Origin of the sequence: Pantoea sp. BJFS-204 (assembly GCF_049310725.1) — a bacterium.
Taxonomy (GTDB): Bacteria; Pseudomonadota; Gammaproteobacteria; order Enterobacterales; family Enterobacteriaceae; genus Pantoea; species Pantoea agglomerans.
The window spans coordinates 223,170-242,008 of sequence record NZ_JBMOWE010000003.1 but is presented as its reverse complement, the minus strand read 5'-3'; the positions used below and the strand labels follow the sequence as shown (position 1 = coordinate 242,008).

The 18,839-nt window shown below is 56.8% G+C and carries 15 protein-coding genes and 1 pseudogene; 13 read left to right on the top strand and 3 right to left on the bottom strand.

Annotated elements, in window-relative coordinates; translation table 11 throughout:
* Nucleotides 1–137: 137 nt before the first annotated feature.
* Nucleotides 138–2,987 (top strand): sensor domain-containing protein, encoded by a 2,850-nt coding sequence (locus tag ACO6VX_RS12245; RefSeq protein WP_422458145.1) that lies wholly within the window; start codon nucleotides 138–140, stop codon nucleotides 2,985–2,987.
* Nucleotides 2,988–3,043: 56 nt separating this feature from the next.
* Here ACO6VX_RS12245 and ACO6VX_RS12240 read toward each other — a convergent pair whose 3' ends face one another.
* Both ACO6VX_RS12240 and ACO6VX_RS12235 read right to left on the bottom strand, forming a co-directional pair.
* Nucleotides 3,044–4,108 carry a LacI family DNA-binding transcriptional regulator gene (locus ACO6VX_RS12240; RefSeq protein ID WP_010248992.1) on the bottom strand — a complete coding sequence of 355 codons (1,065 nt, stop codon included), beginning with the start codon at nucleotides 4,106–4,108 and terminating at the stop codon, nucleotides 3,044–3,046.
* A complete protein-coding gene (locus tag ACO6VX_RS12235; RefSeq protein ID WP_132499402.1) occupies nucleotides 4,105–4,359 on the bottom strand; it encodes a hypothetical protein in 255 nt (84 codons plus the stop codon). Before ACO6VX_RS12235 ends, ACO6VX_RS12240 begins: the two co-directional genes overlap by 4 nt.
* Between ACO6VX_RS12235 and ACO6VX_RS12230 the strand changes: the two genes are divergently transcribed.
* Both ACO6VX_RS12230 and ACO6VX_RS12225 read left to right on the top strand, forming a co-directional pair.
* A complete protein-coding gene (locus ACO6VX_RS12230) occupies nucleotides 4,331–5,641 on the top strand; it encodes an MFS transporter (RefSeq protein ID WP_010248988.1) in 1,311 nt (436 codons plus the stop codon). The two genes, ACO6VX_RS12235 and ACO6VX_RS12230, sit on opposite strands and share 29 nt — an antisense overlap.
* Nucleotides 5,642–5,651: 10 nt before the next feature.
* Complete coding sequence (locus ACO6VX_RS12225; protein ID WP_422458144.1) at nucleotides 5,652–8,015, top strand: TIM-barrel domain-containing protein; 2,364 nt, start codon at nucleotides 5,652–5,654, stop codon at nucleotides 8,013–8,015.
* 60 nt (nucleotides 8,016–8,075) lie between these two features.
* Here the strand turns inward: ACO6VX_RS12225 and ftnA are convergent, their stop codons facing one another.
* Nucleotides 8,076–8,582 (bottom strand): non-heme ferritin, encoded by a 507-nt coding sequence (ftnA, locus tag ACO6VX_RS12220; protein WP_010248984.1) that lies wholly within the window; start codon nucleotides 8,580–8,582, stop codon nucleotides 8,076–8,078.
* 489 nt (nucleotides 8,583–9,071) lie between these two features.
* Here ftnA and ACO6VX_RS12215 point away from each other — a divergent pair, with 489 nt between their 5' ends.
* From ACO6VX_RS12215 to deoA, 10 genes and pseudogenes are all read left to right on the top strand, one after another.
* Nucleotides 9,072–9,740 (top strand): nucleoside recognition domain-containing protein, encoded by a 669-nt coding sequence (locus tag ACO6VX_RS12215; RefSeq protein WP_422458143.1) that lies wholly within the window; start codon nucleotides 9,072–9,074, stop codon nucleotides 9,738–9,740.
* Nucleotides 9,730–10,203: pseudogene (locus tag ACO6VX_RS12210) on the top strand (YjiG family protein). Before ACO6VX_RS12215 ends, ACO6VX_RS12210 begins: the two are co-directional and overlap by 11 nt.
* 4 nt (nucleotides 10,204–10,207) lie before the next feature.
* On the top strand, nucleotides 10,208–11,311 hold the full coding sequence (locus tag ACO6VX_RS12205; protein ID WP_033758792.1) for a M20 peptidase aminoacylase family protein: 1,104 nt from the start codon (nucleotides 10,208–10,210) through the stop codon (nucleotides 11,309–11,311).
* A 293-nt stretch (nucleotides 11,312–11,604) separates the two neighbouring features.
* A complete protein-coding gene (prfC, locus tag ACO6VX_RS12200) occupies nucleotides 11,605–13,191 on the top strand; it encodes a peptide chain release factor 3 (protein ID WP_010671098.1) in 1,587 nt (528 codons plus the stop codon).
* A gap of 258 nt (nucleotides 13,192–13,449) precedes the next feature.
* Nucleotides 13,450–14,064, top strand: coding sequence for a molecular chaperone OsmY (gene osmY, locus ACO6VX_RS12195; protein ID WP_010671097.1), 615 nt, complete (start codon nucleotides 13,450–13,452; stop codon nucleotides 14,062–14,064).
* Nucleotides 14,065–14,176: 112 nt separating this feature from the next.
* Nucleotides 14,177–14,338 (top strand): DUF1328 domain-containing protein, encoded by a 162-nt coding sequence (locus ACO6VX_RS12190; protein WP_003848537.1) that lies wholly within the window; start codon nucleotides 14,177–14,179, stop codon nucleotides 14,336–14,338.
* Nucleotides 14,339–14,558: 220 nt separating this feature from the next.
* A complete protein-coding gene (locus ACO6VX_RS12185) occupies nucleotides 14,559–15,611 on the top strand; it encodes a patatin-like phospholipase family protein (protein ID WP_033769872.1) in 1,053 nt (350 codons plus the stop codon).
* The gene (locus tag ACO6VX_RS12180; protein WP_249654991.1) at nucleotides 15,608–16,405 is read left to right on the top strand and encodes a TatD family hydrolase; all 798 of its coding nucleotides are present in this window, start codon (nucleotides 15,608–15,610) and stop codon (nucleotides 16,403–16,405) included. Before ACO6VX_RS12185 ends, ACO6VX_RS12180 begins: the two co-directional genes overlap by 4 nt.
* Nucleotides 16,406–16,653: 248 nt before the next feature.
* Entirely contained in the window at nucleotides 16,654–17,433 is a 780-nt protein-coding gene (gene deoC, locus ACO6VX_RS12175; RefSeq protein ID WP_010248957.1) for a deoxyribose-phosphate aldolase, read from the top strand.
* A gap of 62 nt (nucleotides 17,434–17,495) precedes the next feature.
* A complete protein-coding gene (deoA, locus tag ACO6VX_RS12170; protein WP_158149000.1) occupies nucleotides 17,496–18,824 on the top strand; it encodes a thymidine phosphorylase in 1,329 nt (442 codons plus the stop codon).
* Nucleotides 18,825–18,839: the final 15 nt, after the last annotated feature.

Sequence of the window (18,839 nt, the reverse complement as noted above, 5' to 3'; positions counted from 1 at the left end):
GCCGATAAACCCCTTATAAACACTGATTAATCTTCTTAATGCGCTTGTCATCTCAGCTCTTTTCGGCTGTAGTCTGCGCACGCTATTAAGAACATTCCTAAGCCGTCATCCGGCTACAGAGCAGCAGGCTAATCACAATGGATAATAACTCTGAGGTCATCTATCGCATGCTGGTACAAAGCGTGAATGATTACGCCATCACTATGCTAAAACCTGACGGTATCATCGGCAGCTGGAATCAGGGTGCTCAGCGCACGATAGGCTATACGCCAGACGAGATGATTGGCTGCAGCTTTGCCCTGTTGTATAGCGAAGAAGATCGCCGCCGGGGCCTGCCGCAGCGTGGGCTGGATATGGCTGCCACTGCCGGACACCATGAAAGCGAAGGCTGGCGCTATCGCAAAGATGGCAGTGCTTTCTGGGCGCACGAGACGATCGACCCGATACGCAATGACGCCGGTCTGCTGGTGGGATACGCCTGTATTACCCGCGACTGTACTCAGCAGCAGGAGCAGCAGCGCAAAGAGCGGGAGCAGGAGATGCGCTTCCGCCTGCTGGTGGAGGGCGTTACCGATTACGCCATCTATATGCTCGATCATGACGGTAACGTAGTGAACTGGAATGCCGGCGCACAGCGCGCCAAAGGCTATGTGGCGGAAGAGATTGTCGGCCAGCATTTTTCCCGCTTCTACAGCGCCCAGGATCGCCAGAACCGTGTCCCGGAGCAGAACCTGCAAACTGCTTATCGCACCGGCCGTTTTGAAGATGAGGGCTGGCGCTACCGCAAAGATGGCAGCGCCTTCTGGGCGCATGTGGTGATTGACACGATCCGCGACGATCAGGGCAAGCTGCTGGGCTACGCTAAAATCACCCGCGACTGCACCGAACAGCAGCGCGTCCGCAGTCAGCAACGGGAGCAGGAGCAGCGTTTCCGTCTGCTGGTAGAAGGGGTCACCGATTACGCCATCTATATGCTCGATGTCGACGGCGTGGTGGTGAACTGGAATGCCGGTGCGCAGCGTGCCAAAGGGTACAAAGCGGATGAAGTGGTGGGTCAGCACTTCTCGCTGTTTTACAGTTCCCAGGAGCGGCTGAACCGCATCCCGGAAGCGAATCTCGGTATCGCGCTTAAGACCGGCCGTTTTGAAGATGAGGCCTGGCGCTACCGCAAAGATGGCAGCGCCTTCTGGGCGCATGTGGTCATCGACGCGATCCACGATGATGACGGTAAGCTGGTCGGCTTCGCTAAGATCACCCGCGACCGCACGGAACGCCGTGAGCAGGAGCAGCAGGTGCTGCGCGCCAGGGATCTGGCTGAAGCCCAGAGCACCCAGAAAACCGCGCTCTCTAAATTCCTGGATAACATCATCGCCAATATTCCCTCCTGCGTGATCGTTGAAGATGCGATCACCCGCGAGATCCTGCTGGTTAACGACCGCACTCAGCAGCTGTTCGGCCTGTCGAAATCGCTGATCGTCAACAAGCGCCCGCATGAATGTATGTCGCCCGAACTCAGCGATTACTTTAATAATCTGGCGGATGTTGCGCTGCGCAGTGAGGGCATGCATGAGCGTGAGCAGTTGCTGATGACCGCCAGCGGCGAACGCATTCTGCATACCCGCGCCACCGCGATTAACGGTCAGGATGCGCGACGTAACTACCTGATGCTGCTGGTGGAAGATGTCACTGACCAGCGCGCTGCTGATGCCCGTATTCACCATATGGCGCACCACGACAATCTCACCAGCCTGCCGAACCGCATTCTGTTCCGCCAGCGTCTGAGTGAAGCTTTGCGCACTGCCGGTCAGATACAGCGCCAGACCGCCGCGCTCTGCCTTGATCTCGATAACTTTAAAAATGTGAACGATGCGCTGGGCCACCAGATTGGCGACGAGTTGCTGCGCAGTGTGGCTAAGCGTCTGCGTAACGCGCTGCGTGACCAGGATACTCTGGCGCGTATCGGAGGCGATGAGTTCGCCATCGTGCTGCCTTCGGTGGCCAGTAATGAAGAGGCGAGCATTGTGGCGCAGCGCCTGATTGAGGCGATTCGCCCGCCGGTCAACGTTGAAGGCCATAATCTGTCGGTCGGGCTCAGCGTGGGGATTGCGCTCAGCACCACCATCACCAATACGCCGGAGCAGCTGCTGCGCTGTGCGGACATGGCGCTGTATGAAGCCAAACGAAACGGTCGCAACCGCTATGAGCATTTCACGCTGGAGATGGACGATGTGGCGCGCAGTCGACGCCTGATTGAAAACGATCTGCGCGATGCGATTAGCGGCGGGCATCTGCGGCTCTACTATCAGCCCATCACCAACGGTGATAACCGTACCATCATTGGCTATGAGGCGCTGATGCGCTGGCATCATCCGGTTCGCGGGCTGATCATGCCCAACGACTTCATCCCGATCGCTGAAGAGACCGGCCTGATCCATATGCTGGGGGCGTTTGCACTCTACGAAGCCTGTCGCGAAGCGGCGAGCTGGGAAGGGGAGCAGTCGGTCTCGGTCAACCTCTCACCGCTGCAGTTTAAAAACAGCTCGCTGGTGCCGGTGGTGGAAGGCGCGCTGAAAGAGTCGGGTCTCGATCCGGCACGGCTGGAGGTTGAGATCACCGAATCAGTGCTGCTGGATGATTCGCTGGGTAATATCCGTACCCTGCAAAATCTCAAGGCGCTGGGCGTGCAGATTGCGCTGGATGATTTCGGCACCGGCTATTCGTCGCTGAGCTATCTGCGATCTTTCCCGTTCGACAAAATCAAAATCGACAAATCCTTTATCAATGATATGGGTGACAGCCGCGAGGCGCTGGCGATTATCCGCGCCATCACCGGCATGAGTCGCAGTCTTGATATCCAGATTACTGCCGAAGGGGTGGAGAGCGATGAGCAGTTCGCTAAGCTGCGCGATGAGGGCTGTACCCTGTTCCAGGGCTTCCTGTTCGGACGGCCTCAGCCGTCGGAACTGCGGCTGAAAACGCTGGGTTAATCCGCGCCGGGTTAATCCATAGCGTGTTAATCCATACCGTGTTAATCCATACCGTGTTAATCATAGAGGCCATGCTGCTGGACCGGCGCATGGCTGAGATTATCGCGAATGCGCCGCACCGACTCGCGCACCACCAGCCTGCCATTCAGCAGGAGGCTGCCGGTGGGTGTGCCTGGATTCAGTCGCATCTCCTGCAACATTCTCACTGCCGCTGCGCCCAGCTCATCACGCGGCACCTGCACCGAGGTCAGCGGAATATCGTGGATAGCGGCCAGGTTAAAGCCATCCATACTCATCACCGAAATATCCTGCGGCACCCGCAGACCGGCCTGCTCCAGCGCAGTGACGGCGCCCGCCGCAATATAATCACCGCTGGCGAGAATCGCGGTCGGGCGCAGCGCATCAGGGCAGTGGCGCAGATATTCACTCAGCCGCTCCGCCGCTTCATTGCTGCTGAAGCTGTTCAGGGTCAGCAGATGCTGGCGGCTGTCAAACCGCAGGTTCATGGCATGCCAGGCGTCGCGCACCCCCTGCAATCGCTGCTCCATGGTGTAGCGGCGTAAGCAATGCAGCGACAGGATCTGCCGGTGTCCCTGCTCAAACAGATAGCGCGCTGAGAATTCACCAATCAGCTGATGATGGGGCGAGACCGAAGGCAGGCGCATTCGGCGATCGCGGGCGTTAATCAGCACGCAGGGTTTGTTCATCTCCGCCGCCAGCTGATGAATATGCTCATCATCAATGCCGATCAGCAGTGCCGCTTCGGTCTGCTGCATCTTATCAATAAACAGCGCCGCATCACTTTCCACCTCCTCCAGCGGGCAGTAGCGCAGCCGCACCTCATGCGGCTCCACCGCCTGGCTGATCCCCTGAATCACTTTGTAGTAGAAGATGTCACTGCGTACATCAAAGGCGCGCGGCGGGGCAAAAACCATCAGGTTATTCAGCAGCAGGCGACCACTGTGCAGGTTGTTTAGCACGCCCTGTTGCTGCGCCACGGCCAGCACTTTGTCACGGGTGGCGGGCCGGGTATTGGCTTTACCCGCCAGCACCCGCGACACCGTACTGATGGAGACGCCGCTGAGTGCCGCAATCTCGCTTACTTTCAGCCTTTGTTTCATTCTGTGATCGCCTTCAAATCTGCTGATGAAAAATTTTTCATAACCTGCTGAATCGCGTCAGATAAGCGTTTCAGTGCCATTTTCTGCCGGGATTCAGCCTGCCATGAAAAGTGTTGCAAAAAAGTGTCTGTACCCACGTTTCGCACTTTTCTAAGTTCGTTACAGGACACGCGGTACGCCAGCAGGCGGTGTGCGTCATCAATGGCAATCAGGAGTGGCACAATGAGCCTCGAATCAACAACCAAACCCATCAGTGCATCCCGCACGGTGCGCGTGATTAAAAATTTACGCTGGTGGATGCTGGGAATGTTCCTGCTGGGTGTAACCGTCAACTACATCACCCGCAACTCGCTCGGCATTCTGGCACCGGAACTTAAAAACAGTCTGCACATGACGACCGAACAGTACTCCTGGGTGGTGGCGGCGTTTCAGCTGGCCTATACCCTGTTTCAGCCAATCTGCGGCTGGCTGATCGATGTGATCGGACTGAAGATGGGCTTCCTGATCTGTGCGCTGATCTGGTCGGTGACCTGTCTGCTGCACGCCGGCGCGGGAAGCTGGCTGCATCTGGCATTGCTGCGCTTTGTCATGGGCGCCTCTGAGGCGGCGGCAACGCCCGCGAACGCCAAAGCGATCGGTGACTGGTTTCCGAAAAAGGAGCGTCCGGTCGCGGCGGGCTGGGCGGGCGTCGGCTTTTCGATTGGTGCCATGCTGGCACCACCGATTATTTATGTCGCGCACATAACGTTTGGCTGGCAGGGCGCCTTTCTGCTCACCGGCGGGCTGGGCCTGCTGTGGGTTGCACTCTGGTGGTGGGGCTATCACTCGCCTGAGAGTCATCCTCGTCTCTCTGATGAAGAGCGGGCCTTTATTAATCAGGACAACGAAGCGATCGGGGAAAAACTGCCGTTCTTCACCGCGCTGAAAGTGATTGGTAAAGAGAAGAAATTCTACGGCATCGCCATCCCGGCTTTTCTGGCCGAACCGGCCTGGGCGGTCCTGAGCTTCTGGGTGCCGCTCTATCTGGCCAATGAGCGCGGCATGGATCTCAAGCAGATCGTGATGTTTGCCTGGCTGCCGTTTCTGGCCGCCGACCTCGGCAGCGTCGCCAGCGGCTATCTGACCAAAATCTATGTGCGCTGGTTTGGTCTCACCCGCGTCAATTCGATTGTCGCCAGTTCGGTGACCGGCGCACTGCTAATGGTCTCCCTGGCGCTGATGACGCTGGTAAAAGATCCCTGGCTGGCGATCGCCCTGATCTCCGTCGGTGGCTTCGGCCATCAGGTGATCTCCTGCATGCTGAGCGCGCTGGTGGTGGAGCGTTTTGATCGCCGCCAGATGGCCACGGTCAACGGCATGCGCGGCTCCTGCGCCTGGATCGCCAGCTTTATCTTCTCGCTGATTATCGGCGTCACCGCCGATACCATCGGCTTCAATCCGCTGTTTGTGGCGATGGGCTTCTTTGACCTGATTGGTGCCGTTTTCCTGGTGATGCTGGTCGCCGAACGCCGCCAGCGCCCTGCTAACCCATAAGGATATCGCGATGAAAACCCTGAAGAACTGGACGCTGCATCAGCAGGCCGATCACTTTGTTGAACTCAAGGTCGAAGATCGTCATTTCCTGCGGCTTTACGTGCTGGAGGATAAGCTGATGCGCGTGCTGCTGAAGCGCGACGGTGAGCTGGCGCTGAACCGCACCTGGAGCATTGCCCCTGTCAGCGACGTGCCCTGGCAGGGGCGGGATCGTGAGGCGCTGGATGGCTTTATGCTGCCGGCATTTAAGGTTGAACACGATGCGCAGCAGTTGCGCATCAGCACGCAACGGCTGCGTGTCACGGTGCATCAGCCGCTCTGCCTGAGCTGGGAGCAGTTTGATGGTGAGAGCTGGCAGCCGCTGGCCGCCGACCGTCACACCGGTGCCTATCTGCTCAATGCGCACGGTGATGGAGTCGAGCACTATCAGCGTCGCCAGCCGCAGGATCGGGTTTATGGCCTGGGCGAGAAGAGCGGCGACCTGAACCGCGTTAACCGCCGTTTTGAGATGCGTAATCTGGACGCCATGGGCTACAACGCCGCCAGCACCGATCCGCTCTATAAACATATTCCGTTTACCCTGACGCAGCGCGATGGCGTCAGTTTTGGCCTGTTTTATGACAACCTGAGCAGCAGCTGGCTCGATCTGGGGAATGAGCTGGATAACTACCATCTCCCTTATCGTCGCTACCGCGCCGAGGCGGGCGATCTCGATTACTACATGATGCTGGGCCCGACGCTGCTCGACGTCACCAAAGCCTTTGTGCGTCTGACCGGTCGCACCCTGTTTCAGCCGAAGTGGAGCCTGGGCTACAGCGGGTCCACCATGCACTATACCGACGCGCCCGACGCGCAACAGCAGCTGCAATCCTTTATCCGTCTGTGTCGCGAGCATGAAATTCCCTGCGACTCGTTCCAGCTCTCTTCGGGTTACACCTCGATTAACAACAAGCGCTACGTCTTCAACTGGAACTACGACAAAGTCCCGAATCCCAATGCGCTGAGCGACACGTTTCATACTGCCGGAATGAAGCTGGCGGCCAACATCAAACCCTGCCTGCTGCAGGATCATCCGCGCTATCAGGAAGTGGCTGCGCAGGGGCTGTTTATTCGTGACTCTGAGCAGGATCGTCCTGAGCGGTCGGTGTTCTGGGACGATGAAGGCTCGCACCTCGACTTCACTCATCCGCAGGCGGTGCGCTGGTGGCAGGAGAATGTCACCCGGCAGCTGCTGGAAAAGGGCATTGATTCCACCTGGAATGACAACAACGAATATGAGGTGTGGGATGGCGAAGCGCGCTGTCACGGTTTTGGTCAGCCGATCGCCATCAAGCATATCCGGCCGGTAATGCCGTTGCTGATGATGCGCGCCTCAATGGAAGCCCAGCAGCAGTTTGCACCGGACAAACGCCCTTATCTGATCTCCCGTTCCGGCTGCGCCGGGATGCAGCGCTATGTACAGACCTGGAGCGGCGATAACCGCACCAGCTGGCAAACGCTGCGCTACAACATCCGCATGGGACTGGGGATGAGCCTCTCCGGGCTGTTTAACGTCGGGCACGATGTCGGCGGCTTCTCGGGCGATAAGCCGGATGCCGAGCTGTTTGTGCGCTGGGTTCAGAATGGCGTTATGCACCCGCGCTTTACTATCCACTCCTGGAATGACGATCACACGGTAAACGAGCCCTGGATGTACCCGGAGGTCACACCGATGATCCGCGAGGCGATCCGGCTGCGCTATCGCCTGATGCCCTACCTCTATAACCTGGCGTGGCAGGCCAGCGTGGAAGATGAGCCGATGCTGCGCCCGACCTTCCTCGATCACGAGCAGGATCCGCTGACCTATCAGGAGTGTGATGACTTTATGCTGGGGCGCGATCTGCTGGTCGCCAGCGTAGTGGAGCAGGGCGCGCGCAGTCGTGAAGTCTATCTGCCCCGTAACCGCGGCGGCTGGTATGACTGGCACAGCGGCAAGGCGTTTGCGGGCGGCGAGACTATCACACTGGATGCGCCGCTGGATCGGCTGCCGCTGCTGGTAAGGGCCGGTGCGGTGATCCCGCTGGGCGAGTGCGAAAGCACCACCGATGCGCGGCGTGATACGGTGCGGCAATGGCAGCTATGGCCTGCCCCTGAAGGCGTGCAGACTCAAGGCGAAATGTTTGATGACGATGGCGAGAGCCACGGCTGGCAACAGGGTAATGCGCTATGGCTTCGCTGGACGCTCAGCAGCAGCGCCACGCGTATCGACCTGACGGTGGAAAAACGTGGAGATTACCAGCCAGCCTGGCGGGAGATCGCGCTGTTACTACCTGCGGGTGAAAGCCGTGAACTGTGGGTGAATGGCGTGAAAGCCGCGAGTTACCGGCTGGAATAGCGGTGCAGTGGTGTCAGCAAGACGGCAATAAGATCGGCCCCGAAAAGGGGCCGATAAACATTATTCTGCGTGGTTCTCGGTGCTCATGCGGCCCAGATCTTTATCGACCAGGAACAGACCGTTGCCGCTGTTGCTGACCAGCGCCAGTTTATCCAGCACGGTTTTGAACAGTTTCTCTTCTTCATGCTGCTCGGCAACATACCACTGCAGGAAGTTGAAGGTAGAGTAATCCTGTGAGGTCATGGCAGCATGGGCCAGTTCATTGATTTTGCTGGTGATCAGCTGCTCATGCTCCAGCGCCTGTTGCAGAATTTCATTCAGCGAGGTGAAAGAAACTGGCGGCGCAGCGATGGTACCCAGCACCGGCATGCCGCCGGTATCGCTCAGGTAATCAAACAGACGCTGCATATGCTGCATCTCTTCGCGTGAATGCATCTTCAGGAAGGAAGCGGCACCCTCAAAGCCTTTGTCGCTGCACCAGGCACTCATTTGCAGATAAAGATTGGCAGAGAAAAATTCCAGGTTCAGCTGGTCGTTTAAACGCCCAGTCATTTCAGCAGTCAGCATGGCCGAGTCCTTTTAAGAAGATGTTAAATAAACAGGTATAGTCGGTGAATTATGCATCAAATATGTTAGTAAAGCGAAGGCTTTTCCGCAAAAACAGCCAATTTATCTGATTGATTTAAATAGAATTATTTCGCAAATTGAATGCGAGCGATTCTCATTCTGCATCACTCCTTATCGGGCAACAAAATCAGGGTTTCAGCACCATGATAGTGCGCCCGGTCGCTATCCTGCTGGTGCAATCGCCGCTGAAGCTGGAGAAATAGCGGTCATCTGATAACGCGCCGGAAATATCACGTTGCCGTCAGAAAAAGATATTTCGCAGAGCCATAACAGTCATGTCGTGGATTAAACGCCCGGTGGTGGCAGCAGGGCCATTAATCATCGCGCGCCGATCGGCTCTGGCATAAATCATGCTTAGAACTCAGTTCCATATATTGAAACTTGCCATGGCAGGGAACAGGCGGCAAGCCAGGTTATCAGGAGAAAATAATGTCAGATGAAAGTGTTATTAGTCCGGCAAAAATGACGGCGACCAAAGGCAGTTATGTCGCGTTAATTTTTGCCATCCTGTTTTTCTCAGGGCTGTTTTATAACGTCGAGGGTCTTTCATGGCTGGGCGCCTTTGACTTCACCACGCTGGGCGGCAGCTTTGGCACCATGAAAGATCCCGCCAGCAACACCTTTATTGGCGCAGGCGGACTCAGTGCCAAAGCGGGTTTCCTGTTTGCGCTGTCGCTGACGCCCACGGTGATGCTGGCGCTGGGCGTGCTGGAAATCTTCACCCACTACGGCGCGATTCGCGCGGCGCATCGGTTGCTGACGCCGCTGCTTAAGCCGCTGATGGGGCTGCCGGGCCATTGCGGTCTGGCATTAATCACCGACCTGCAAAGTACCGACGCGGGCGCGGCATTAACCAAAGAGATGGCCGACCAGAAACAGATCGGTAAAAAAGAGGTGGTGGTGATGAGTGCCTGGCAATATTCCGGTGCTGGCTTAATCAATAATTACTTCGCCATCGGCTCCGCGCTATTCGCCTCAATGACGCTGCCGATTATTATTCCGCTCTTATTAATGTTCGTGCTGAAATTTGTCGGTGCGGCGATAACGCGCGCTGTGTTAAACAGTGTTTATAAGAAGGATTTCGCCGATGGAAAATAAAATCACGACCAGCAGTAATCCCTTTGATGTGTTTGTGACCGGCGCGCGTAAAGGCTTTCACATCGCCATTCACAACCTGATGCCAAATGTGGTGATGGCCTATGTGCTGGCATAAGTGCTCAATCTGCTCGGCATCATGCAATTTCTCGGGCACGTTTTTGCGCCAGTGATGGGGCTGTTCGGCCTGCCGGGTGAGGCAATTACGGTGCTGCTCACCGCCTGGCTCTCATCGTCGGCGGGTACCGGCGTAGCGGTGAGTCTGCTGACCAAAGGGCTGCTGACCGGCGCGGATATCACGATTCTGGCCCCGGCGATTTTCCTGATGGGATCGCAGCTGCAATATATGGGACGGCTGCTGGGCGTGGCCGATGTGCCAAAAAAATACTGGCCGCTGCTGATGCTGGTGAGCATCATCAACGCGCTGATCGCAATGTCTGTTATGCGTCTGTTTATTCAGGAGTAACGCTGTGTCTAAGGTATTAGAGCATTACCACTATTTGCACGAAATTCCGGAGCTGGGTTTTCAGGAGGTGAAAACGTCGGCCTACATCGCCGATCAGCTGGAGAAAGCGGGCCTGAAGGTGACGCGCAATATCAATAACACCACCGGCATTGTGGCCGAGATCGACAGCGGTGTGCCGGGTCCGGTGCTGGCACTGCGCGCGGATATGGATGCGCTGGGGCACATCATTGATGGCGTGCCGTGTGCGCGCCACACCTGCGGTCACGACGGTCACTCTTCGGTCGTGCTGACGGCGGCGACGGCTCTGCTGCAGGAGGGCGCGGTGAAACGTGGCCGGCTGAAGATCCTGTTCCAGCCCGCCGAGGAGCTGGGCGCCGGTGCGCTCTCAATGATCGAAGGTGGCGCACTGGATGATGTGGAGATGATTCTGGGGTTCCATCTGCGTCCGCTGGAGGAGTGCGTGGTCGGCCAGGCGGTGCCTGCGGTACTCTACTCAGCCTGCAGCACGCTGGAAGCGACCATCAAAGGCCAGCCCGCCCATGCGGCGCGTCCGCACCTTGGGGTAAATGCGCTGGATGCTGCCGTACAGGCGGTTCAGGCGGTCAACGCCATCCATCTCTCGCCCGGCCTTACCTGGAGCGTCAAAGCGACCCGCTTCCTGTGCGATGCCGGTGTCACCAACTCGGTGCCGGATGAAGCCCGCGTAGTGTGGGATCTGCGTTCGCAGGAGAACGGGCCGATGACGCTGCTGAAAGAGCAGGTCACGCGCGCCATTACTCACAGCGTGGCGGCACTGGGTGCCAGCGCCGAGGTCCGCGTATTAAAAGAGATGCCCGCCGCCGAGATTGATGATGAGGCGACGGCGGTGATCCGCGCCGCGATTGTCGAGGTGCTGGGCGAAGAGGGCGCGCTGTCAACCCGGACCACGCCAGGCAGCGAGGACTTTTTCTACTATCCGGTGAAGCGTCCGGGTGTTAAAGCGGGCTTCTGGGGACTGGGCACCAACCTGACGCCAGGATTGCATCATCCCGACATGCATTTTGATCTCGACTCGCTGGAGATTGGTGTGCAGATCTTCAAAGCCTGCGTCAGAAAGGTGCTGGGATAACGGAGGCGGAGCGGGTGCAGACCCGTCCCGCTTTGTTGCGGCATCCACCTTTCCCCGATTCCCCGCCCCTGAAATCCTGCCCCTCTCCCTGTAGGCCGCGCGCGCAAAATATTGTATGCTATGCCGCCTTAAAGCTGACCAGGTAACCGGAATTCACGCCAATGTAACTTCGCGCTGACCCGCCAACGATGAAAGATCGTTTTTGGCACCGTTTACCCGCCGGTAAGGTTCTGCCGGCCACCGTGATTTATCAGCAGCGCCAGTAAGTTGCGCTGCCTATTGAGAAGAATTCCATGTCTAATCCCTTTTTAGAAGAGGTGGCACGCCGCCGCACCTTCGCGATCATTTCGCACCCGGATGCCGGTAAAACCACCATTACCGAAAAAGTGTTGCTGTTCGGACAGGCTATCCAGACCGCCGGTACGGTAAAAGGCCGTGGCTCTAACCAGCACGCTAAGTCGGACTGGATGGAGATGGAGAAACAGCGTGGTATCTCCATTACCACCTCGGTGATGCAGTTCCCCTATCGCGATAGCCTGGTGAACCTGCTGGATACCCCGGGTCACGAAGATTTCTCGGAAGATACCTACCGTACGCTGACCGCGGTTGACTGCTGTCTGATGGTGATTGATGCCGCTAAAGGCGTCGAGGATCGTACCCGTAAGCTGATGGAAGTTACCCGTCTGCGCGATACGCCGATCCTGACCTTTATGAACAAACTTGACCGTGACATCCGCGACCCGATGGAAGTGCTGGATGAGGTGGAAAGCGAGCTGAAAATTGCCTGCGCACCGATCACCTGGCCTATCGGCTGCGGCAAGCTGTTCAAAGGGGTTTATCACCTCTACAAAGATGAGACCTATCTCTACCAGACCGGTAAAGGCCACACCATTCAGGATGTCCGCATCGTGAAGGGGCTGAACAACCCGGACCTCGACACCGCAGTCGGTGACGATCTGGCGGCACAGCTGCGTGAAGAGCTGGAGCTGGTACAGGGTGCATCGCACGAGTTTGAGCAGGAAGCCTTCCTGAGCGGCAAACTTTCGCCGGTCTTCTTCGGCACCGCACTGGGTAACTTTGGCGTTGACCATATGCTGGATGGCCTGGTGGCATGGGCACCGCGTCCGATGCCGCGTGACACCGACACCCGTACGGTTGAAGCGAAAGAAGAGAAGTTCACCGGCTTCGTGTTTAAGATCCAGGCCAACATGGACCCGAAACACCGCGACCGCGTGGCCTTTATGCGTGTGGTGTCCGGTAAATATGAAAAAGGGATGAAGCTGCGTCAGGTGCGCACCGGCAAAGATGTGGTGATCTCCGACGCCCTGACCTTTATGGCGGGCGACCGTTCGCACGTTGAAGAAGCGTATCCTGGCGATATCATCGGCCTGCATAACCACGGCACCATTCAGATTGGCGACACCTTTACTCAGGGTGAAAACATGAAGTTCACCGGTATTCCGAACTTCGCGCCAGAGCTGTTCCGCCGTATTCGTCTGCGCGATCCGCTGAAGCAGAAACAGCTGCTGAAAGGGCTGGTTCAGCTGTCGGAAGAGGGTGCGGTACAGGTGTTCCGTCCGGTGCATAACAACGATCTGATCGTGGGCGCGGTCGGGGTGCTGCAGTTCGATGTGGTGGTTGCCCGTCTGAAAAGCGAATATAACGTCGAAGCGATCTACGAAGCGATCAACGTCTCTACGGCGCGCTGGGTTGAATGCAGCGACGCGAAAAAGTTTGAGGACTTCCAGCGTAAAAACGAAGTTAACCTGGCGCTCGATGGCGGCAATAATTTGACTTATATCGCGCCAACCATGGTTAATCTTAATATTACGCAGGAACGTTACCCCGACGTCCGTTTCCGCAAAACGCGCGAGCACTAATCGCCTGTTTCCGGGCCATTCCAGCTGGGAGTGGCCCTGTTTTCCTCCTTCCAGACTCCTCCTAAAAACCCCGTTTTTCTTCTGTTTTGACGTGTGATCAACCAGTTAGCCAGGCAAATTGCAAAATGCCGTCTATGATTACTCTATCGGACGGCGGAAGAGACTTCTCTTGTCCTTACGTCCTGTAACGCAGCGGCACCTGTGCCTCTGTTGCGCCCACAGTTTTTGGGTGAGTTAACTGATAGAAGGAAGATATCGATGAACAAGACTAAGATTGCTAAAACCCTGATGGCCGCCATGATTGGCTCAGCACTGATCAGCGGCAGCGCACTGGCTGACGAATCAATGTCGCAGAAAGCGTCACAGACAGCCGACAGCGCGGGTTCAAAAATCGATAGTTCTATGAAAAAAGTCGATGGTTATATGGATGACAGCGGCATCACCGCCAAAGCCAAAGCGGCACTGGTAGATGATGACGCAATTAAAAGCACGGATATCTCGGTAAAAACGCATAGCGGCGTCGTGACCTTAAGCGGTTTCGTCACCTCACAGGATCAGGCTGAGAAGGCTGTGGCTGTGGTGCAGAAAATCGAAGGTGTTAAATCCGTCAGCGACAAACTACACGTCAGAGACAGCAAAGCATCATCAATGAAAGGTTATGCGGGCGATACCGCCACGACCAGCGAAATTAAAGCTAAGCTATTAGCGGATGACATTGTTCCGTCGCGCAACGTAAAAGTTGAGACCACCGACGGCGTTGTTCAGCTTTCAGGGCAGGTTGCTAATCAGGCACAGTCAGATCGTGCAGAAAGCATTGCTAAAGCCATTGAAGGCGTGAAAAGCGTTAAGAATGACCTGACGGTTAAATCTTAAGCTTGCGTGCGGTCACTTCTGTGGCCGCACGAATAAAAGATACCCATCCGGGGATGAAATAAGCAGATCGATTTTTAAATATTCGATTTTTAAATAGGGTAAGGAGAGGCTTATGTTTCGTTGGGGCATTATTTTTCTGGTGATCGCACTGATCGCTGCAGCGTTAGGTTTTGGCGGTTTAGCGGGCACAGCAGCATGGGCAGCTAAAGTTGTCTTCGTCGTTGGTATTATCCTGTTCCTCATCAGCCTGTTTACCGGACGTAAAAAGCTTTAGCCGATGAGTCCTGCAGTGTAATGCAACGCAAAGCATAGAGCGGAGACCAGTCATCTGTAGCGACTGACGTGAAGAGAGGGACACCTTCACATCGCTGCAAGGCAAGCCAGCCCTGCTGGCCTGCCGGTTAAAGGAACATATGACTGGTTCTCCGGAATGCTGCCGTCTTTAACGGATCGATCCTCCAGCAGACCCGGAACCCCTTTTTGAGGTTCGTACAGTGGGTATACGCATTCCTGTCACGCTCGGCGCCATTGAACCTCTGGCCCTGACTCCGTTTAAATCTCAGAAAATTGCACTGGTTTGTGAAGGCGGCGGTCAACGCGGCATTTTCACCGCAGGCGTGTTAGATGAATTTCAGCGTGCCCGATTCAACCCCTTTCAGCTGATGCTCGGCACCTCTGCCGGTGCACAAAATCTTTCTGCCTTTGTCTGTGGTCAGCCCGGCTATGCCCGGCGTGTGATTACCCGCTATACCACCAGTAAACTCTTTTTTGATCCGCTGCGCTTTGTGCGTGGTGGCAATCTGATCGACCTTGACTGGCTGATAGATATCACCCGCAGTGAATTTCCGCTGGCGATGAGCAGCGCGGAACAGCTGTTCTCCAGCGGCCGCGAGTTTTATATGTGCGCCTGCCGCAGTGACGACTACACGCCTGGCTACTTCAACCCGACCGCCGATAACTGGCTGGATCTGATCAAAGCCTCCAGTGCCATTCCCGGTTTTTACCGGCTGGGGGTCAGTCTGGAAGGGATCAGCTATCTCGATGGCGGCATCAGCGATGCGATTCCGGTGCGTGAAGCCGCCCGCCGTGGCGCTGATACCATTGTGGTAATCCGCACCGTGCCGTCGCAGATGTTCTATACCCCGAAATGGTTTAAGCGAATGGAACGCTGGCTCAGCACCGGCGCACTGCAGCCGATGATCAACGTGCTGAATAAGCATGAACAGAGCTATCGGGAAATTCAGCAGTTCATTGAGAATCCTCCCGATGATTTGCGCATTATCGAAATCTTTCCGCCGCATGCGCTGGCCAGCAGTGCGCTGGGGAGCCGCATCGCTTCACTGAATCAGGATTATCATCTGGGACGGCGTTGTGGTCGCTATTTTCTTGCCACGCTGGGCCAGTGGCTGAGCGATGCGGAACCGATGACCACGGCGCGTATCGTAACGCCGCCTGCTCCGGCAGCCAATGCACCCGATACCCGCCTCATCATCACACCGCCGCTGGCGGATAATGATGCTGATTACGACAAAGGATCGCTGGCATGAAGTTTATCGATACGCACTGCCACTTCGATTTCCCGCCGTTTGAAGGGGATATCTCTGGCAGCCTGGCACGTGCTGCAGAAGCTGGCGTGGAAAAGATTATCGTTCCGGCGATCGATGCCAGCCGCTTTGAGCGGGTCTGCGCGTTAGCCGCGGCGCAACCGGCGCTCTATGCCGCGCTGGGCCTGCATCCAATCGTCATCGAAAATCATCAGGAGGCCCATCTCGACCAGCTGGAAACCTTACTGCAACAGCGGCCGCGTAAGCTGGTGGCGATCGGCGAGATCGGGCTGGATCTCTATCGCGACGATCCGCAGTTTGATAAGCAGCAACGCTTTCTTGAGGCGCAGCTTAAGCTGGCGAAAGCGTATCAGCTGCCGGTGATCCTGCATTCGCGCCGCACTCATGACAAACTGGCGCAGATTCTGCGTCGTTACGATCTGCCGCGCCATGGCGTGGTGCATGGTTTCGCGGGCAGCCTGCAGCAGGCGCAGGCCTTTATTAAGCTGGGTTATGCGATTGGCATCGGCGGGACCATTACCTATGAACGCGCCAGCAAAACCCGCCAGACTGTGGCGCAGCTGCCGCTCTCTTCGCTGCTGCTGGAAACCGATGCACCCGATATGCCGCTGCAGGGCTTTCAGGGCCAGCCTAATCGTCCGGAGCGGGCGCGTCAGGTGTGGGAGGTGCTCTGCAGCCTGCGAGAAGAGTCACCGGAGGAGATTGCTGATGCGCTGTGGCACAACAGTCAGAAGCTATTTCAGCTCGATCCCGCTTTCCCGGCGCTGCGCAACTGACCGCCCGTGTCTCACCCGACCTGCAGCCTTCGCGCTTAAATGTGATAATAGTAACATTACACCCGCTGGCGTATAATGACCATCAGGTACCGCTATCTGTAACTTTAGTCACAGTAAACGTGGCAATGTTGCACTAATTTCTTATTTCTATGTGACTCCTGGCACATATCAGGCCGCACCAGAGTGTTATTATTATAACATTCCGCCGGCGAGCCGGTGGGTTGCACCCCGATCCTTTGGAGAGCCTCATGACCGATATCAAAGACCTTGCCCTGCGCGCCCTGAAACTGATGGATTTAACCACCCTGAATGACGACGACACCGACGCAAAAGTGATCGCCCTGTGTCATCAGGCCAAATCCCCGGCAGGCAACACCGCCGCAATCTGTATCTATCCGCGTTTTATTCCGATTGCCCGTAAAACGCTGCGCGAGCAGGGAACTCCGGAGATCCGCATCGCCACGGTGACTAACTTCCCGCACGGCAATGACGACATTGATATTGCGCTGGCAGAAACCCGCGCCGCTATCGCCTACGGTGCCGATGAAGTGGATGTGGTGTTCCCGTATCGTGCGCTGATCGCCGGTAACAGTCAGGTCGGTTTCGATCTGGTGAAAGCCTGTAAAACCGCCTGTGCCGAAGCAGATGTGCTGCTGAAAGTGATCATCGAAACCGGTGAACTGAAGCAGGAAGCGCTGATCCGTCAGGCCTCTGAGATTGCCATTGATGCCGGTGCCGATTTCATCAAAACCTCTACCGGTAAAGTGCCGGTTAACGCCACGCCTGAAGTGGCGCAGATCATGATGAACGTGATCCGTGATAAAGGCGTCAGCCAGCAGGTTGGCTTTAAGCCCGCTGGTGGCGTGCGCACCGCTGAAGATGCCGCTATCTATCTGAAAATGGCGGAAGAGACGCTGGGTGCCGACTGGGCCGATGCGCGTCATTTCCGCTTTGGTGCATCAAGCCTGCTGGCGAGCCTGCTCAACACCCTGGGTCATGACAGCGACACCAGCAAAGCGGGTTACTGATCCTTCAGGCGGTCGCTGACCGCCTGTTCCCCATCCTGATTTCCCTGAACCAGGGGGTTACCTTGTTCCTGCCACAAGAAATAATTCGCAAAAAACGTGACGGCCATGCGCTGACTGAAGAGGAGATTCGCTTCTTCATCAATGGTGTGCGTGATAACACCGTTTCGGAAGGTCAGATTGCCGCGCTGGCGATGACCATCTATTTCCACGATATGACGCTGCCTGAGCGGGTGGCGCTGACCATGGCGATGCGTGATTCCGGTACGGTACTTAACTGGAAATCACTTAACCTCAATGGGCCGGTGGTGGATAAGCACTCGACCGGCGGCGTCGGCGATGTGACGTCGCTGATGTTAGGGCCGATGGTCGCGGCCTGCGGCGGATATGTTCCGATGATCTCGGGTCGTGGCCTTGGCCATACCGGCGGCACGCTGGATAAACTGGAAGCGATCCCGGGCTTCGATATCTTCCCGAGCGATGATCGCTTCCGCGAGATCATTAAGCAGGTGGGTGTGGCGATTATCGGCCAGACCAGCTCGCTGGCACCGGCGGATAAGCGTTTCTACGCCACGCGTGACATCACCGCCACCGTCGATTCGATCCCGCTGATTACCGCCTCGATTCTGGCGAAGAAGCTGGCAGAAGGGCTGGATGCACTGGTGATGGATGTCAAAGTGGGTTCCGGCGCGTTTATGCCAACCTATGAGGCGTCAGAAAGTCTGGCGCAGTCGATTGTTGGCGTCGCCAATGGCGCAGGCTGCCAGACCACCGCACTGCTGACGGATATGAACCAGGTTCTCGCCTCCTCAGCCGGTAACGCGCTGGAAGTGCGTGAAGCGGTTCGCTTCCTGACCGGCGAAGAGCGGAATCCGCGCCTGCTGGAAGTGACGCTGGCGCTCTGCAGCGAAATGCTGGTCTCCGGCAAACTGGCCGCCAGCGACACCGAAGCGCGTCAGAAGCTGATGACGGTGCTGGATAACGGCAAAGCAGCCGAGATATTTGGTCGTATGGTCGCTGCCCAGCAGGGACCTGCCGATTTCGTGGAACGCTACGACGCTTATCTGCCCGCGCCAATGCTGAGCAAGCCGGTGTATGCCGACCAGCCAGGCATCGTCAGCAGCATGGATACCCGTGCGCTGGGTCTGGCGGTGGTGGCAATGGGTGGCGGACGTCAGCGTGCCAGCGATAGTATTGATTACAGCGTCGGCTTAAGCGACATGATCACCCTGGGCGAACGTGCCGATGCGCAGCGTCCACTGGCGATCATTCACGCCAGCAGCGAAGACAAATGGCAGCAGGCCGCCGCCGCGGTCAAAGCCGCGCTGGTGCTCGGTAATTTCGCCCCGGCTGAGACGCCGGTTGTCTATCGCCGTGTGAGCGATATCAGCTAACTGACCGGTAACCGG

Excerpts from the sequence above, each read along its gene's own strand:
- ACO6VX_RS12190 (WP_003848537.1), top strand. The coding sequence starts at position 14,177 with ATGTTTCGTTGGGGCATTATTTTTCTGGTGATCGCACTGATCGCTGCA.
- prfC (WP_010671098.1), top strand. The coding sequence starts at position 11,605 with ATGTCTAATCCCTTTTTAGAAGAGGTGGCACGCCGCCGCACCTTCGCG.
- ACO6VX_RS12230 (WP_010248988.1), top strand. The coding sequence starts at position 4,331 with ATGAGCCTCGAATCAACAACCAAACCCATCAGTGCATCCCGCACGGTG.
- ACO6VX_RS12235 (WP_132499402.1), bottom strand. The coding sequence starts at position 4,359 with ATGGGTTTGGTTGTTGATTCGAGGCTCATTGTGCCACTCCTGATTGCC.
- ACO6VX_RS12240 (WP_010248992.1), bottom strand. The coding sequence starts at position 4,108 with ATGAAACAAAGGCTGAAAGTAAGCGAGATTGCGGCACTCAGCGGCGTC.
- deoC (WP_010248957.1), top strand. The coding sequence starts at position 16,654 with ATGACCGATATCAAAGACCTTGCCCTGCGCGCCCTGAAACTGATGGAT.
- ACO6VX_RS12180 (WP_249654991.1), top strand. The coding sequence starts at position 15,608 with ATGAAGTTTATCGATACGCACTGCCACTTCGATTTCCCGCCGTTTGAA.
- ACO6VX_RS12215 (WP_422458143.1), top strand. The coding sequence starts at position 9,072 with ATGTCAGATGAAAGTGTTATTAGTCCGGCAAAAATGACGGCGACCAAA.
- ACO6VX_RS12245 (WP_422458145.1), top strand. The coding sequence starts at position 138 with ATGGATAATAACTCTGAGGTCATCTATCGCATGCTGGTACAAAGCGTG.
- osmY (WP_010671097.1), top strand. The coding sequence starts at position 13,450 with ATGAACAAGACTAAGATTGCTAAAACCCTGATGGCCGCCATGATTGGC.
- ftnA (WP_010248984.1), bottom strand. The coding sequence starts at position 8,582 with ATGCTGACTGCTGAAATGACTGGGCGTTTAAACGACCAGCTGAACCTG.
- ACO6VX_RS12225 (WP_422458144.1), top strand. The coding sequence starts at position 5,652 with ATGAAAACCCTGAAGAACTGGACGCTGCATCAGCAGGCCGATCACTTT.